The organism is Rhizobium sp. CB3171 (genome assembly GCF_029714265.1).
Lineage (GTDB): Bacteria > Pseudomonadota > Alphaproteobacteria > Rhizobiales > Rhizobiaceae > Rhizobium.
Window position 1 is genome coordinate 783,989 of record NZ_CP121653.1, and the last position, 15,781, is coordinate 799,769.

Below are 15,781 nucleotides of genomic sequence, written 5' to 3' on the forward strand. Positions count from 1 at the left end.
AGCCGCGCGAGCCGGCTCAGTAACCGAACAAGGAGGTGGTGATCATATCAGCCGCTTTCACCGACTGCGAGCGGGTCTGAGAGGAGAAGACCCATTCCAGGACCGGAGCGCCGTACCTGCGATTGATCACTAAAGAATAGCAGCCTTTATACGGTTCTTTGGCGCTAGAGATTTCAGGTTCGTGCGGCGGCCGGAACCTCGATTGGCGGCGTGATCGGCTTTGCGATCAGCATCTCGCTCAACTTCATGTCCTTGGCAGCCCTGTCAGCAAATGCTTCGCGGGACGCTTAGGGACGATGCCACTTTGGGCTCCAGGCGGCTGCTCATCGACAAAGCCGCCGGCGTGCTTTGACAGCGGATCTCGGAAACGAGATGGTCAGCGAGCCTGACGGCGAAGGCGACGGCTGGAAGCGTAGGGTTAGCTTGTCCGGACGTGGGAAAAATGCAGCTTCCGGCGATATAGAGGTTGACGATGTCGATGATGCGACAGTTGTGATTGACGACGGCGTGCTTGCGGTCGACGCCCATCTTGGTCAACCCGATCTGATGGTAGCCGTCCTTGGCTTGCGCATCGATATGCTCTTCAAGGTGTTCGGGTGCTGTGTCGAAGATCAGCTTGCCTATTTTGCGCTCCTTGAGCCATCGATCGAGGGCAAGATGCGCGTTGAGCGTGCCGCTGATATCCTGAGGTAAATATCGGAACGAGACCTCGAGCTTGAACTGGCCATCCGCATCTTGCTCGGGCTTGAGGAAGGCGCGGTTTGAACTGCTTGGAATTTGCTCCCCGTGGTAGCGAAGCCCGTATCTGAGGTCAGGTCTGCGGAGCACAAGATATGGTTCGGCGATGCCGTATTTTTGGCGAAGCAACCCCAACGCGGAAAAGGTCGCGCCAATCGGATGGCGCAGGACATTGTGCAGCACATTATAGTAACGGGATCGATCGGCCTCGCCCCACGTCGCTTTGTGGACGACCGCCTTCTTACTGTTCCAGAGATATAGCAGCGAGAGGGCTGGGTCGGCCTCACCGAAAGCGGCCCTCCGGTTCGTCGGCCAAAAGGCAATATTCGGCAGCTTGAGTGTCCGTTGCAATTTGGGGCCAGGTTGAAACCGGTTACACACGAAGGTTCCGGTGGATGTGCGCTTAAAAAGATACCGTTCGGCATGCTCCTTGGTGGTGAATTCGATCTGCGCGATCTGTCCGGCGAGGTGTCCCATGTAGAAGCGCCCGAGCGGCCCGTCGCTTCCGCCGAACAATTGCGGATACGCGACCTGAAGGTTCAGCAGCAGCCGGGTATTGCCCCTGCCGCCGCAGGCTAGCACGTAATGCTCAGCGCATACCTTGTAGGAGCCACCGCGGAAGCCAATCGATATGGAATGCAGTCGTCCTTGCACGGGGTCGAACCCGAGAGCTTTGACCCTCGCGTCCAGGATGACGAAGAGGTTCTGCGAAGAGGCGAGCTCAGCCCTGTTAGCCTTCGCTGTGTTGCGTATGCGTGTCCAGCTTTCCCGGGATGCCGGAAAATCAGTCTCCGATTCCGGCTCCGATCGCTCGCCGGTGACGTTGCTACTCAAAAGAGACCGCGCGCGCTGATAGAACGGCGAAATCTTTTCGTGAGCAATAGGCCAGCCGGAGTGTGCGACGTAATCCCTTGGCTCGAAGTCTATATCGTCCAGCTCAACGCATTGCCCACCCCATCGTTCGGACGTGCCGCCAAGTCCGGTGGCAGAGGTAACCTGGTCCGCAGCGTGATAGATGTCGTCGTCTATATCGAAACCTGTTTCGTTTCGTTCGGGCCGTTTCGATTGTTTCGGGCCGGCTTCGATAAGCAGCGTTCGCATGCCGCGCCTGCTCAATTCGAGTGCAGCGGCAATACCGACCGGACCTGCACCCACAACGCACACGTCAAAGCCGTGCTGAAACACCTCTGGACCCGCAAACATTTTCGCCCCCAACGTTCGAGCAATGTCCTTATGGTAGTAGCCGCAATCACCTTTCCGTCCCCTGGCGGCACTGCGGATCGGCCTCGGCGCGATCGCCACCTGATTGAAGGTGGAGGCGCGGACCTAACGCGGCACGCTAATGCTTCACAATCCGCAGAACAATTTCACCTAAAGTAGAATGAATCGGCTCGTCACCTCGGGCAAAAGGATTAGTGACGGCCTTGCACGCTCTACGATGACGTTCATCGCCCAGCCGAAAAAGAGATCCGCGATGGCAACCGAAGATAGGGTCGAGATGAAAGAAAACATCTAGTTCAATTTGATGTTTCCGACGGCGCAATCATAGTTTTGGCACCGTTTTCGCGAGCATCCATCGGGACCCGCGAGCAATACGAAAACAATACACGGCCTGACCGTGATGTGATGACGGCAGCCGTTCTCGCAAGCTTAACGCAACGCGGGCGACGCGTTCACCGCGCTGACGATGATGATGCCCGCGTCATCGCTCATCCGCCGATTTCGATCATGATGCGATCGCCTTCCAGCTTGACCGGATAGGTTCTCAGATTGATGCATACCGGCGCACCCCGAGCCTCTCCTGTCTTGTAGCTGAAGCGTCCATTGTGCTTTGGACACTCGATGATGTCGTCCATGACAAGCCCGTCGGCCAGGTGAATCTTCTCATGGGTGCAAAGCCCGTCGGTCGCGAAATATTCGTCGTCCGGGCTTCGGTAGATCGCGAATGTTCGTCCGGCGTGATCAAACCGGAGGACGTCTTCCTGGTCGATGTCGTCAGGTGCACACGCGTCGATCCATGTCGTCATTTCTTGTCTCCTCGCTATCGTCCGCCGGCGGCTTGTCGCCTGCGCTAAAGATGTTGCCCTAGTGGAGGAGCATCGCGTCAGGACTTTGGGCCGCCTGGCGTTGAGCCTTGATCTCGCTCAGCTTTTCCTCCCCGAGCAACATCAACCATGCGCGAAATAGCGCTTCACATTCCACGCCAATTATGATCATTTTTGATCAGGGGAGAAACAGAATGAAGAAAGCTCGCTTGGTCGATATTGCGGCCGCCGCAGGCGTCGGCATTGCAACCGTCGAGCGCGTTCTTAATGAGCGAGGAGGGGTCAAGCCCCAGACGGCAGAGAAGGTGGTGCTGGCCGCCAAGCGGCTGGGATATAAAGGGGTGATCCCGAATCTCTATCGCGGAACGATCCGCATCGAGGTCATCCTTGTGAGACCTGAGTCGCCGTTCTTCAGCAGGCTCAATCGCGCATTTGAACGGATTGCCGCCTCATTGGACAGCTCGATTGCCGTTCACAGAACCTTCGTCGAGGAGAACGATCCCGAGAAGTTTGCCGCCCATATATCCAACAGCGCTATCCGCCGCCACGCCCTGATTGTTGTCGGCCTCGACCATCCGAAAATCAGGCAGAGCCTGGATCACGCCCGTAGTGCAGGCATAGAAGTCGTCCAGATCGTTTCCTACACGTCCGGCAGGGACGATGTGTTCGTGGGCATCGATAATTACGCGGCCGGACGAACCGCGGGCTTCTATATGTCCCGAATGCTTCGACCGGCGGCGGGAAGCATCGTTGCCATCTGTCATAGCTGGGCCTATCAAATTCATAAGGAGCGCATTCGCGGCTTTTCCGATTACTTCGCCGCCCACGGCAACCCGGCGCATCAGTTTTCGGAGGTTATATTCGGCCTGGATGACGATGTGAGATCCGCCGAATTGCTGAGACAGGCGTTACGTCGCGGGATGGATATCGCCGGCATCTACAATGCCGGCGGCGCCAATCTCGGTGTTGGATCGGTTCTTCAGCGCTATCAGCAGCAGGAAAAGAGGGAGTTCATCTGGATCACACATGAACTCAACGACGAAACGCGCCGCTTCATCGTTTCAGGGCTGATGACGCTCATATTGGATCAAGCTCCGGAAACCCAGGCGAGACGCGCATTGGACACCGTTCTTTCGAGATTGGGTGTCATCGACGTGCCTGTTAGCCGGGATCCGGTTCCGTTCCTGACGTATACGGCGGAAAATATCGTAGTCAAATAGCGCGCACTGCCCAGGATTGAAGTCACGATCTCTGGAAGATGAACTACCGCTCTCTTTGACAAAGCCGAAAACGCTATCAACAGGGTTCGTTGAGAATGTAGTTCAATCGTTCCCCCTACGTGTCCACCAGCGATCCTTGTTTCTCAAGCACTACGACGCTACATTCGTTAGAGGGAAGTTCGGTAGTGTGGAAGATGTCGATTGTTGCAGTAAAGGTTCTATCCACTGTCAACGCCCCTTATGGGACGGCGCTTTCGGCTGAGCAGTTGGCATCAAAGATTTCAGATCCTGCCAGCGCCGACTATTTCGATCCGTCGGCCTTCTCCTTCTTTTCAGAAGTGGATGAGGGCCTGCAAAACTTGTTTCTGGACGAAATGCATATCGATCGAGTGATAGCCTCCGATCTTGCCCGGAAGTTCTCGGTACTCGCTGGTTATACGCTGCCTCTGGCGCGGGTGGCATAGTTGATTAAATACGCTGAAAGCAAATGGGCCGATCTCTTTGACCAGGCCAGCAGCATCATCGACCAAGCAAACCGCGAATTCAACTTAATCGACAGTTGGACCTTTGGGGGCGGTACGGCGCTGATGCTCCAGATCGATCACCGCGAAAGCTTTGACGTCGACATCTTCGTTCAAGATCCGCAACTTTTGCCGTATCTCAATCCGCAGACACAGGGATATGAACTCGATATCAGCCCGGACGGATACGAATCCGACGGATCGAGAGCATTAAAGATCGTCTTCGAAGGTGTCGGCGAGCTCGACTTTATCTGCGCCCCAAGTTTGACCGATAACCCAACGATAGAGGCACGGGTGCGCGGGCGAGACGTCCTGCTCGAAACTCCCGCGGAAATTATCGCAAAGAAGATATATTATCGCGGGGCGTCTATGCAGCCACGTGACATGTTCGATCTCGCCTGCGTGGTGAAGGCCCTCGGAACAGACTATGTCGTCAAGACCCTGTCACCCTTTAGAGATGGATGCGAGAAGGCTCTGAACGTCGCTCGCCAGATGAACCCGCAGTTCGCGGAGGCCATCATGAAGAAGCTACTGTACCGCGAGAGCTTCTCTGAGATTCCGGCAGAGGCGCAGGCAATGACAGTTGAGCTTCTGGAGACTGTCTGCGCCCTTCCAACAGGCGCACAGCCCAGCACATAGTATAGTAACTTAATTACTCGACAACGGGGCCGACAAAGTACCTGTTATTATCGATGGACCTTTGGGTGAACGCCCTGCCCATGGTGCGTCTGGCGACCCGAACGCGGGTGAATCTGATTGGTGGCGGTGCTATCTACGGAACATATCGGGCATTTTTCGTCGCCAGCGTGAGCGGCCAAGGCGGAGCCTGCGAAGGAGGGGTCGCAGGCTCCGGCATTTCCCGCCGTCAACAGGCCGCTCGGGCGGGGGGAGAACCAAATTGCGCCCATGAAGCATGGCGCGCCGGCAAGCCCGGACGGGCTTGGGCCTTAAGCTAGCTCGGGGTTTCAGAGCTGCGCGCTTGCTTTTCGGCGTATTTTCGTGCCCGCTCCATAAAGCGCCTGTTCATGCGGTCCTCGGCCTCTTTCGAACCATCATGAAAAGTGCCGAACCACTTGTCGAGCGGGATGACGCCATCGGCGTAATTGCACTCGAAGAACTTGTGGTGCAGGTAGTGGTCGTAGGCGTGGGTGTCGATGGCGGCATCGTCTGCGATCACGATCTTATCGAAGCCCGCATGGCCAGGGGCCGGCGCGAGGGCGGCATGGATCAGATGGAAGAGGGCGTGGATCGGATTGGAGGGTACGATCCAATGGATGAGCACGCCCGAGAAATACAGCAGATGCTCTACGGGGTGCATCGCAAGGCCAGACCACGGGCCGGGGTTGACATTGTTATGATGCAGCTTGTGAACGGCATGATAGAGCGGCGGCCAGTGAATGAGGCGATGGACCAGATAGAAATGCAGGTCGCGGAATGCCGGGATCAAAAGCACGATCACAGTGCAGTAAACCGGATGTTCGGCGAAATCGACATAGGGAATGATGCCGTTCGCGAAAGCCCATAGGGTCAGGACTTCGAAGGCAGTCCAAAGTGGCACCGCGCTTGCGAATGTCCAGATCACATTGTCGATGGTCTGATTGCTGAAGAGAAATGCCGAGTTGTTTTTGGACGGCCACTTGCCGTTATATTTGAAACTCGTGCCCTGCTTCTTCTGCATGTAAAGCCGCAAATGAAACGCACCGAAGAACAGGAAGACGAGGGTGGTATTGCGCGCGAGAAGATAGGCGATCCAGCCCGGCTCAAGGGTCTTCATCGTCTCCATCGAGGGTGTCGCATAGAACCACAGCAGCGTTGCGACGACAGCATAGACGGCGTTCCAGGGCATGAGATAGCCCGGATATCCAAAGAACCATTTCAGGAAGGCGGCCGGCTGGGCCGGCCAGATGAAGACAGGAGGATATTTGAGAAGCTTGTTGGGCTTCCAGTCCCCTCGTTTGTCGCGCGTGCCGTAGAGCGTGTCATCCATCGTGTTCCTCCCAATTTCCGGAATGCATGCGATCAGTCTCACCGACGCCGGTTCGAAACGACAGCAGAGTTTTGATGAAAATTACTCAGACCAACCGTGAGGACTTTGCTCTATCAGGTGGCGGCGGGTGAGAAGGGAGGCCGCCGGCCTCCCCATGTGCGTCACCCTAGCGTTGCCACTGATAGAATGTCGTCAGGTTCAGCTCAGTTGAGATGCTCGAACTGGACCATGTTCTGGTTCGTCACCAGCTTGAAAGGGATCCAGACTTCCCTGTCGATCTGGTCACCCTTGATAGCCTTCACCGCGGTGTCGACAGCGCCTCGACCCTGCGCCTTGGCATCCTGGAACACGGTGACCTTGAGGTCGCCGGCCTTCATCGCCTGAAGGGCGTCTGGCGTGGCGTCGATGCCCGCAACGAGGGTCTTGTCCGTTGAGCCGCCGGCGTTCTTGATCGCGGCAATCGCGCCAAGCGCCATCTCGTCATTGTTGGCGATCACGGCATCGAATTTCAGGCCGCTGGTCAGCCAGTTCGAAACAAGGTCGGCGCCGTCGACACGGCTCCAGTTGCCGACCTGCTCGCGAAGGACCTTGATGCCGCCGCACTCACCGGACTTCAAGACGTCATGCACGTCCGCAGTCCTCTGTCGGGCTGCTTGGCTGGTGAGGTCGCCGATCATGATGACGATGTCGCCCTTTCCACCCAGCATGCGACAGACTTCCTTGGTCTGCAGCGTTCCAGATTCTGTTTCGTTCGATCCCACGAAGGCCTGCTTCTTGCCAAGGCTCGTCAAATCGGTCGGCTGTATATTGACATAGATCAGCGGAATGCCTGCCGCTTCTGCGATCTTGCTCATTGCCGGTGTACCGTCGGAATCCACAGGATCAACGATGATGGCCGAGACGCCGCCAGCCGCGAAGTTCCGCACCTGATCCAACTGCTTGTTGACGTCGTTGGCGGCGTCTTCCACCTGCAGATCGATGCCTTTGGTCTTGGCGTAATCCTGCATGCCGTTGGCGATCAGGGTTTGAAAATTGGTCGTCAGATAGCCCATCGAAACGCCGATCCGATCGGCGGCATAGGCTTGCGACGACAGCACGAGCACCAGCGCACTTGCGCCAAGAAATTTCAGCATGTTCTCCTCCCAGGAAACAACGACCCAATCAGTCGCTCGAAAAAGTTACCGACAGCGCCTGTTAACGTCCGAGAGTATTTTGATGAAAAAACCTCAAGGCTCGCGGCTCGCCGCGTGCAAGCACATCCGCTTTGCAATGAAATATCGCTATGATCAAAACCCATCACCGGACGGTCTCGCAAAGGCATGGAATTCGTGATCTGTGCAGCCCATGGAGGGGAGGCGCCATGCAGGACATGCTCATATTCCAGTCGCTTTGGGCCATGGAGCGACGCAGCGCGAAATATCCGGAGCTCACTCTCGAAGAGAATTTGGACAAGATCGCCGCCGCTGGCTTCGACGGCATCAGCGCCCATTGGTCCGACCGTGACGCAGTGCGCCGAATTGCCGGCCTGCTCAGGCATCATGGTCTGCAGGCCGAAGGACAATGCTTTCCGAAGACTGTCGACGATCTGAAGCCGGTGCTTGAGATCGCCGCCGAATGCAACGTGCATCACCTCTGCCTGCAGCCCGACGTGCGGTTACGGCGCCTGGAGGATTGCCTTCCCTTGCTTGAGGGCTGGCAGCGGCTGGGCGAGGAGGCCGGCATCGATGTCCTCATCGAGACACACCGCGACCGTATGACGACCGATCTATTCTTCACGCTCGATCTGCTCGATCGCTTTCCGGATTTGCGGCTTTTGGGGGATGTCTCTCATTTTCTCGTCGGCCGGGAATTCGCCTGGCCGGTATCCGACGAAAATCATGCGCTCATCCACCGGATACTCGACAGTTCCTGGGCCTTCCACGGCCGGGTCGCCTCGCGTGAGCAGGTCCAGATCGAAATCTCCTTTCCGCACCACCGCCCCTGGGTCGATCTCTTTCTCGGCTGGTGGGAATACGGCTTCAGAAGCTGGCGAAAACGCGCAGGCAGCGACGATGTCCTCACTTTCACCTGCGAGTTAGGACCGAAGCCCTATGCGATCACGGGAAGGGATGGCGAGGACACCACGGACCGATGGGAGGAATCTCTTCTTCTGATGCGGGAGGTGCGTGCGCTCTGGGCGAGAACTGCCGGCTGATGCGAGGTTCGCTGAATGTACGCTTTGCTCTCCGAAGGCGACCTAATTGTTGGGTCGCCGAAGCCGAAGCTGGCGGCGATCTCTGCGAGGCAGCGATCGCCGGATATTCAAACGCATGCGGCCGTCTAGTTTGGCCCCAACCCGGCAAGCGGGTCAGTAGTCCCAGAAGACCGGTACCCAGCGAAAGTGATCGCCGTCGATTGCCACCCGGCCGACGGACGGGAAGGGCAAATGCGTAGCGACCAACTGTTCGCCGGTCGTCGCCAGCTCTGTCAAAAGACGGACGCGGACGCGGGCGGCCTCTTCGGGGTCATGTTCGAAGCCGTTGTACCAGTCGGGGTGTTCGAAGCCGACCGCGAACACGGCGTCGCCGGCAAATGTCAGCCGATCGCCGCCGGATGCCAGGCGGACTACACTGTGGCCGGGGGTGTGGCCGCCGGTGCGACGGACGATCACCCCTGGTGCCACCTCATATTCATCATCAAACAGCCGGAAATGGCTGCGGTACTCTTCTGCAAAGCGCTTGGCGGTCGCCCGAAGCGCGTCCGGGAAGCCTGGCGGCATGGCGACATGGCTGAAGTCGGGCGCCTCCCAAAACTTGACCTCGGCGGCAGCCACGTGGATTCGCAGGTCCGGACGCAGGCGATCCTTCACCCCCTCGACGAGGAGGCCGCCAATGTGGTCCATGTGCATATGGGTCAGCACCACGTCGGTCACGGACGCAAGATCGATACCGGCGGACTCCAATCGCTTGATCAACTGACCGGCCCGCGGCAGGTTCAAGTTCGGGTCCAACCCGAGCCCGGCGTCGATGAGGATGGTCTTCCCACCGCTGCGTACCAGGACCACGTTCAGCGACCAGTCGAAAGCGTCCGGCGGCAGGAACATATCGTTCAGCCAGGCCGCGCGGTCGGCCGCCTCGGCATTATGTCCCAGCATCGTGGTCGGGAGCGGTAGCACCCCATCGCTGACCACCAGTACGTCAATCTCGCCGATCCGCACCGCATAGCGCGACGGAACCAGATCATCGGGGCCCGATTTGACGGGTTGAGATGCGTTATCCAATCTCATTTTTGTTTCCTGCTGACCAATCGTGCGGGGTTTTGTTTCTGCCTGCGACATGATGCGCTCCTATTTTGCGTGAACGAGACGTGTCGGCTACGAGCCACGTCGCGGACTCTATGTTGAAGCGAATTGGCAATCGATCGGGTCAAGGGAGAGGGAAGGCTACACCTGAGGACAGGGCAGGCTGTACCCTCAGCGGATCGCAGCGAAGATTTGGTGTGGAAGAGCTGGGATGAAGGAGCAGACGCATTCGCCCGCCCAACGGTGCCCCGCGCTCGGCGTTGGTTCAAAGCCGCTCGGTGTCTTCGATGTCCGCGACACTCTCTAAATGCTGTTTCGAGCAGGAAGGATGGTCAGGAGCAGTTGCTATTCCTCCACCTCGACCGCCTTCCCCACGCCCTCATGGGCGTCTCAATCAAAACGCTCCGCGTCTGTTGAGCGAAATCGCGTAAACGCTCGTGGTCGCCGTGACGAAGAGCTTGTGTTTGCCACGTCCGCCAAAACAGAGATTGGAGACGGTTTCGGGGACGAGGAGCTTACCCAGCAGATGTCCGTCCGGCGCGATGCAATGGACGCCGTCGCCGGCCGAGGACCAAAGATTGCCGTCGCTGTCTATCCGCATCCCGTCCGCACACCCTGGCGAGATTGCATGAAAGACATCGCCGCCGGTCAGGCGCCAATTTTCTGCGACGTCAAAGACGCGAATATGACGTGGATCGTCGGTGTGCATACGGCCGGTGTCTGCAACATAAAGCTTCTTTTCATCCGGGCTGAACGCCAGCCCGTTCGGGCAATTGAAATCGGTGAGCACGGCTGCGATCGAACCTGAAGGATCGACGCGATAGACATTGCAAGGCAATTCCTGCTCGCTTTTGTATCCTTCGTAATCCGTGGCGATGCCGTAATGCGGGTCGGTAAACCAGATGGCGCCGTCGGAAGCCACGATGACGTCGTTCGGCGAATTCAGCCGCTTGCCCTGATAGCGCTCGGCGATCACCGTGATGGAGCCGTCAAATTCCGTGCGGGTCACGCTCCGGCTGCCGTGCTCGCAGCTTACGAGACGGCCTTGCCGATCGCGCGTGTGGCCGTTGGCGAAGTTCGATGGTTCGCGGAAGACGCTCGTGCCGACACCCGGGATCCACCGCATAATGCGATTGTTCGGAATGTCGGAAAAAAGGAGGCAATTCAGGTCGCCGAACCAGACGGGCCCCTCAACCCAATCAAATCCGCTGGCGATTTGTTTGACGGGCGCATTGCCAAGGACGAACCGGCCGAAAGCCGGATCGATGATTTCGAAAAACGACATCTCTTACATTACCTCTCATCATGCTGCATCAAGGCATTGATCGACCGGCGAGCCGTGTCTCAGGAGAATACGATCTGCGCCTTCATGGCTCGGCTGCGGTCCGAGGCGATCTCGAAAGCGCCGATGGCGTCCGCGAGCGGCACGGAATGGGTGATCAGCGGCCTGACATCGATCAGGCGCTTGCGCACCAATTCAACGCCCGTGGCAAATTCCTCATGGAAGCGGAATGAGCCGCGCAGATCCAGTTCCTTGGCGGTGATAGTCTGCATCGGCAACGTCATGTCGCCTCCAAGACCCAGTTGTATGATGATCCCGCGCGGCCTGAGCGCCGCGATCCCGCTGGTAAGAGCGGCGGCAGCCCCCGAGCATTCATAGAGAACATCGAAGGTTCCTTTGTCGGCCGAATAGGCGCTAAGCGCCTCCGGTTCTTCCTTCGTATTGATGACCCGGTCCGCGCCGGCTTCCTTGGCAAGCGAAAGTGTGAAGTCTGAGAGATCGGTTGCAACGATTTCCGCTGCACCGGCCCGGCGGGCGGCCAGGATGGACAAGACGCCGATCGGTCCGCAGCCGGTGACGAGAACCCGCTTGCCCAGCATTTCGCCGGCGCGCTTCGTCGCGTGCAGGGTGACGGCCAACGGTTCGGCCATCGCCGCTTCGCCGGCCGTGAGGCCGTCGGCGGGGACGCATTGAATGGCATCGGCAACCAATATTTCGCGGAATGCGCCCTGAATATGCGGGAAAGGCATGGCGCTGCCGTAGAAGCGCATGTTCAGGCACTGATTGTGCAAGCTTTGCTGGCAATAGCGGCAGGTCCGGCAGGGGCGCGACGGGGAAACGGCGACGAGTTGGCCGACTTCGAGCCCTTGAACGCCGGCGCCAAGGGCCAGGACCGTAGCACTGACCTCATGTCCCAGGATCATCGGCTGCTTCAGGCGCACGGTGCCGAAGCCGCCGTGGTTATAGTAATGCAGGTCACTGCCGCAGATACCGCCCGTGGCGAGCCGCAGCTTGACCTCGCCCGCACCCGGCTCTTCGTCCGGATACTCCTCGATCCGCAAATCCTTGGCGGCGTGAGCGACGATGGCCTTCATGTCTTTCTCCTCAAAGAACGGGGGTGGGCAGCGGCTGACCGGCAAAATGGGCGGTCAGATTATCGCGGACAAGCTGGCCCATGGCCTTGCGTGTCTCGATCGTGCCCGAGGCATGGTGGGGCTGCAGAAGCACATTGTCCAGCGCCAGAAAACGCGGATTGAGCTTCGGCTCGCCTTCGAAGACATCGAGCGCCGCCGAACCGAGCTTGCCCGTCTCCAGAGCATCCAGCAACGCTTCCTCATCGATGTTGGAGGCGCGCGATATGTTGATCAGCATGCCTTCCGGACCGAGCGCTTCAATGACCTGCCGTCCCACGATATGGCGTGTCGCGGCAGAGGCCGCCAGCGTCACGAAAAGAAAATCGGATTGCTCTGCAAGTTTAACCGGATCGGCGACGAATTCCATGTCGTTTGCGTAAGGTTTCGCTTCGACGTCGGAGTAGGCGATCTGCATGTCGAAGCCTTTCAACCGCTTGGCGACCTCGAAGCCAATCCGGCCAAGGCCCAGAACGCCGGCCCGCCGTCCCCATACACGCCGCTTCAACGGATAAAGGCCCTTGCCGACCCAGCTTCCATCTCGCACCCATGTCTCGGCGCCGAGCATGCCGCGCGATTGGCAGAGCATCATGGCGACACCTAAATCGGCAACATCGTTGGTTAAAACGTCGGGGGTATTCGTCACGCGAACGCCTCGCTCCCGGCAGGCCCCAAGATCGACCGCATCGAAGCCGACGCCATAGACCGAAATCAGTTCGAGGTTGGGGCAGGCTTCGATCATGGCCCTGTTAGCACCGAGTTCGCCGCGCGTGGCAATTGCCCTTACCGATGGCCCGACCTCCGTCAGAAGCGCAGCTTTGTCCTCGGCCGCGAAATAGCGGTGGACATGAAACGCCGCGTCGAGGGGTTCCTGATCCCATTGCGGATAGGGGCCTACCTGCAGGATAGTGGGCTTTTCCATCTTTTCGTTTCCTCCCTTGATACTGGCCTTGACACCAGATGTTATCGATAACATAAACAAGCATACCGGCATTTGTCGAGATGAAAAAAGGAGAAAATCGTGTCTCTTGGCCTCTTCGATCTAAAAGGGCGGCGCGCGCTTGTGACGGGTTCGTCGCAAGGCATCGGCCTGGCTCTTGCCCAAGGACTGGCGGCCGCGGGCGCCGAGCTGGTGCTCAATGGCCGCGACGTGGAAAAGCTGAAGAAAGCCGCGGCTCTGTTTGACGGCACAGTCCACATCCTGCCATTCGACGCGACGGATCACGAGGCTGCGCGGCATGCCGTAGATGATTTCGAAGCCAAAACCGGCGCCATCGACATATTGGTCAACAATGCAGGCATGCAGTTCCGCACGCCGCTCGAAGATTTTCCGGCAGATGCGTTCGAACGGCTTCTTCGAACCAATATATCAAGTGTTTTCAACGTCGGTCAGGCCGTCGCTCGCCACATGATCAAACGTGGCGCCGGCAAGATCATCAATATTGCCAGCGTCCAGACTGCGCTGGCGCGGCCCTCGATCGCACCCTATACGGCAACCAAAGGCGCAGTCGGCAATCTCACCAAGGGCATGGCGACGGATTGGGCGAAATACGGACTGCAATGCAATGCCATCGCACCAGGCTACTTCGACACGCCATTAAATGCGGCGCTGGTCGCCGATGCCGATTTCTCAGCATGGCTTCAGAAGCGCACGCCGGCCGGGCGCTGGGGACGGGTCGAAGAACTGGTCGGCGCCTGTATCTTCCTTGCCTCCGAAGCATCCTCTTTTGTCAACGGGCACGTGCTTTATGTCGACGGCGGTATCACAGCGTCACTCTGAGGCCGTGCGGCCGCGACGGTTCGTCATCATGGGAGTTTCCGGCTGCGGCAAGTCGTCTGTTGGCGCAGCGCTCGCCTATCGTCTGTCCGGCATCTACATCGATGGCGACGACCTTCATCCGGCGGCAAACGTCGCCAAGATGAGCGCGGGTGTGCCGCTCACCGATGCGGATCGATGGCCTTGGCTGAACAGTGTCGGGGACTGTCTTGCGCAAGCGGAGGAAACGGTGCTGATTGGGTGTTCAGCACTGAAGCAGACTTATCGCGACAAGATCCGTGCGGCGGTCGAAGGGCCTGTGCGCTTCATTCATCTTGCTGGAAAAAAGGAAGTAATTGCCGCTCGCCTGCAAGCGCGGCAGGGGCATTTTATGCCGGCCGCCTTGCTCGAAAGCCAGTTCGCTGCACTTGAGCCGCCTGGACCGGCCGAGCAGGCAATCACCGTCGATATCGATCAACCGTTTGATACGGTCATAGCGGCTATTATCGCCGCGTTGGAGGAGGAAGAGCTATGAGCAGCAAAATTGCGCTGATCGGCGCAGGCGCGATGGGCGGAGCCATCGGCGCGCGACTTGTGGAGACGGGAAATCATCTGACGGTCTTCGATCTCGACAAGGAAAAGGTGGCCGCACTCACTGCCAAGGGAGCCAGTGCCGCGGTGAGCGCTGCCACAGCGGCTTCGGTATCGGACTATGTCATTCTCAGCTTGAACTCGCCACGGATCGTGCGTGCCGCGGTCTTCGGCCCCGGCGGCGTTGCCGAGGGCGCCAAGCCCGGAACGCTGATTATCGACATGTCCTCCATCGATCCCGATGCGACCAAGGCGCTGGCCGCGGACGCGCAAGAAAAGGGTCTGCGATGGGTGGATAGCCCGCTCTCCGGCGGTGCGCCAAAGGCTCTGATCGGCGAATTGACACTGATGGCCGGCGGCCGCGATGAGGACGTCAAGGATGCGCATGAGGTCCTTCGACATGTCGCCTCGAACTACACCCATATGGGCCCGCCCGGCGCCGGTCAGACCACGAAACTGATCAATCAGGTGCTCTGCGCGCTGAACTTTCTCGCTGTCGCGGAAGCAACCCAACTGGCGCTCGATGCCGGCGTTGATGCGGCCAAGATCCCGCAGGCGCTGAAAGGGGGGCGAGCCGACAGCGCCATTCTCCAGGAATACATGCCGCGTTACGTCGCCAAAGACTACCGCCGCACAGGCCGCATCGACAACATGGTCAAGGATCTGAACGGTGCACAGGATCTCGCCCGGCGCACCAACACCGCCATGCCGCTGACGGCCGTTTGCGCTGAAGTGCACCGCATGCTGACGGCAGCCGGCCTCGGCGGCGAGGACCAGGCCGCATTGATGGAATTTTTCAAGGGGCCGAACAAGGAGATCGCCGAATGATTACCCGATACGCATTATTCGAAGGCAAGGTTAAGGACGGCGAGGCGGCCGCATTTCGCGACGCGGTGATGGAGACCATCCTGCCGAAATGGAAGCAATTTCCCGGTGCTCTCGATGTGCGGGTGACCTTCGCCGAAGCACGAGACGAAGGTGCACCGGAATATCCGATGATACTCGCCGTCAACTATCCGGACTTGGCTACGGTGGAAGCCGCGCTCGCGAGCCCTGTTCGTGCGGAAGCCCGCGCGGCGACCGAAGCCGTCCTGTCCCGGTTCTTTGAAGGGCGTATTCATCACCATGTCACGGTCGCCCACGAATTCGCGCTCTGAACTCATTCTGCGCTGACGAGTTGGATGCGGAGCCGAAAGGCTCCGCATTTTCATTTCGGGATGGCGAAGGGTTC

General features: G+C 58.6%; 16 protein-coding genes. 8 read left to right on the forward strand and 8 right to left on the reverse strand.

The features are described 5' to 3' along the window. Window positions 1-264 precede the first annotated feature (264 nt). Both QA648_RS22870 and QA648_RS22875 read right to left on the reverse strand, forming a co-directional pair. Entirely contained in the window at window positions 265-1,941 is a 1,677-nt protein-coding gene (locus QA648_RS22870) for an FAD-dependent oxidoreductase (RefSeq protein WP_283053803.1), read from the reverse strand. 506 nt (window positions 1,942-2,447) lie between these two features. Continuing rightward, window positions 2,448-2,765 (reverse strand): MocE family 2Fe-2S type ferredoxin, encoded by a 318-nt coding sequence (locus QA648_RS22875; protein ID WP_283053804.1) that lies wholly within the window; start codon window positions 2,763-2,765, stop codon window positions 2,448-2,450. Window positions 2,766-2,977: 212 nt separating this feature from the next. Between QA648_RS22875 and QA648_RS22880 the strand changes: the two genes are divergently transcribed. The 3 genes from QA648_RS22880 to QA648_RS22890 all read left to right on the forward strand — a co-directional run bounded on the left by QA648_RS22880 (window position 2,978) and on the right by QA648_RS22890 (window position 5,163). Beyond that, window positions 2,978-4,003 carry a LacI family DNA-binding transcriptional regulator gene (locus QA648_RS22880; protein ID WP_283053805.1) on the forward strand — a complete coding sequence of 342 codons (1,026 nt, stop codon included), beginning with the start codon at window positions 2,978-2,980 and terminating at the stop codon, window positions 4,001-4,003. Between the two features lie 194 nt (window positions 4,004-4,197). Further along, window positions 4,198-4,467 carry a hypothetical protein gene (locus tag QA648_RS22885; protein ID WP_104827035.1) on the forward strand — a complete coding sequence of 90 codons (270 nt, stop codon included), beginning with the start codon at window positions 4,198-4,200 and terminating at the stop codon, window positions 4,465-4,467. Between the two features lie 123 nt (window positions 4,468-4,590). Further along, a complete protein-coding gene (locus tag QA648_RS22890; RefSeq protein WP_283053806.1) occupies window positions 4,591-5,163 on the forward strand; it encodes a nucleotidyl transferase AbiEii/AbiGii toxin family protein in 573 nt (190 codons plus the stop codon). Between the two features lie 313 nt (window positions 5,164-5,476). Here QA648_RS22890 and QA648_RS22895 read toward each other — a convergent pair whose 3' ends face one another. Beyond that, complete coding sequence (locus tag QA648_RS22895) at window positions 5,477-6,511, reverse strand: sterol desaturase family protein (protein WP_283053807.1); 1,035 nt, start codon at window positions 6,509-6,511, stop codon at window positions 5,477-5,479. 203 nt (window positions 6,512-6,714) lie between these two features. Beyond that, a complete protein-coding gene (locus tag QA648_RS22900) occupies window positions 6,715-7,644 on the reverse strand; it encodes a sugar ABC transporter substrate-binding protein (RefSeq protein WP_260304060.1) in 930 nt (309 codons plus the stop codon). A 227-nt stretch (window positions 7,645-7,871) separates the two neighbouring features. On the opposite strand from QA648_RS22900, the gene QA648_RS22905 reads away from it, so the two are divergent. Further along, window positions 7,872-8,705, forward strand: coding sequence for a sugar phosphate isomerase/epimerase (locus QA648_RS22905; RefSeq protein WP_283053808.1), 834 nt, complete (start codon window positions 7,872-7,874; stop codon window positions 8,703-8,705). 153 nt (window positions 8,706-8,858) lie between these two features. Here QA648_RS22905 and QA648_RS22910 read toward each other — a convergent pair whose 3' ends face one another. The 4 genes from QA648_RS22910 to QA648_RS22925 form a co-directional block, all read right to left on the reverse strand. Further along, complete coding sequence (locus QA648_RS22910) at window positions 8,859-9,827, reverse strand: MBL fold metallo-hydrolase (protein WP_283053809.1); 969 nt, start codon at window positions 9,825-9,827, stop codon at window positions 8,859-8,861. 358 nt (window positions 9,828-10,185) lie between these two features. Beyond that, window positions 10,186-11,076, reverse strand: coding sequence for an SMP-30/gluconolactonase/LRE family protein (locus QA648_RS22915; RefSeq protein ID WP_283053810.1), 891 nt, complete (start codon window positions 11,074-11,076; stop codon window positions 10,186-10,188). Between the two features lie 59 nt (window positions 11,077-11,135). Beyond that, the gene (locus tag QA648_RS22920) at window positions 11,136-12,167 is read right to left on the reverse strand and encodes an L-idonate 5-dehydrogenase (RefSeq protein WP_283053811.1); all 1,032 of its coding nucleotides are present in this window, start codon (window positions 12,165-12,167) and stop codon (window positions 11,136-11,138) included. A 10-nt stretch (window positions 12,168-12,177) separates the two neighbouring features. Beyond that, window positions 12,178-13,125, reverse strand: coding sequence for a 2-hydroxyacid dehydrogenase (locus QA648_RS22925; RefSeq protein WP_283053812.1), 948 nt, complete (start codon window positions 13,123-13,125; stop codon window positions 12,178-12,180). 99 nt (window positions 13,126-13,224) lie between these two features. Between QA648_RS22925 and QA648_RS22930 the strand changes: the two genes are divergently transcribed. Genes QA648_RS22930 through QA648_RS22945 form a run of 4 tightly spaced genes read left to right on the forward strand, consistent with a single transcriptional unit; the run spans window position 13,225 to window position 15,707 of the window. Then, complete coding sequence (locus QA648_RS22930; RefSeq protein ID WP_283053813.1) at window positions 13,225-13,983, forward strand: SDR family oxidoreductase; 759 nt, start codon at window positions 13,225-13,227, stop codon at window positions 13,981-13,983. 28 nt (window positions 13,984-14,011) lie between these two features. Then, window positions 14,012-14,494 (forward strand): gluconokinase, encoded by a 483-nt coding sequence (locus QA648_RS22935; RefSeq protein ID WP_283053814.1) that lies wholly within the window; start codon window positions 14,012-14,014, stop codon window positions 14,492-14,494. Then, window positions 14,491-15,378 carry an NAD(P)-dependent oxidoreductase gene (locus tag QA648_RS22940; RefSeq protein ID WP_283053815.1) on the forward strand — a complete coding sequence of 296 codons (888 nt, stop codon included), beginning with the start codon at window positions 14,491-14,493 and terminating at the stop codon, window positions 15,376-15,378. Before QA648_RS22935 ends, QA648_RS22940 begins: the two co-directional genes overlap by 4 nt. Further along, complete coding sequence (locus QA648_RS22945; protein WP_283053816.1) at window positions 15,375-15,707, forward strand: hypothetical protein; 333 nt, start codon at window positions 15,375-15,377, stop codon at window positions 15,705-15,707. Before QA648_RS22940 ends, QA648_RS22945 begins: the two co-directional genes overlap by 4 nt. Window positions 15,708-15,781 lie beyond the last annotated feature (74 nt).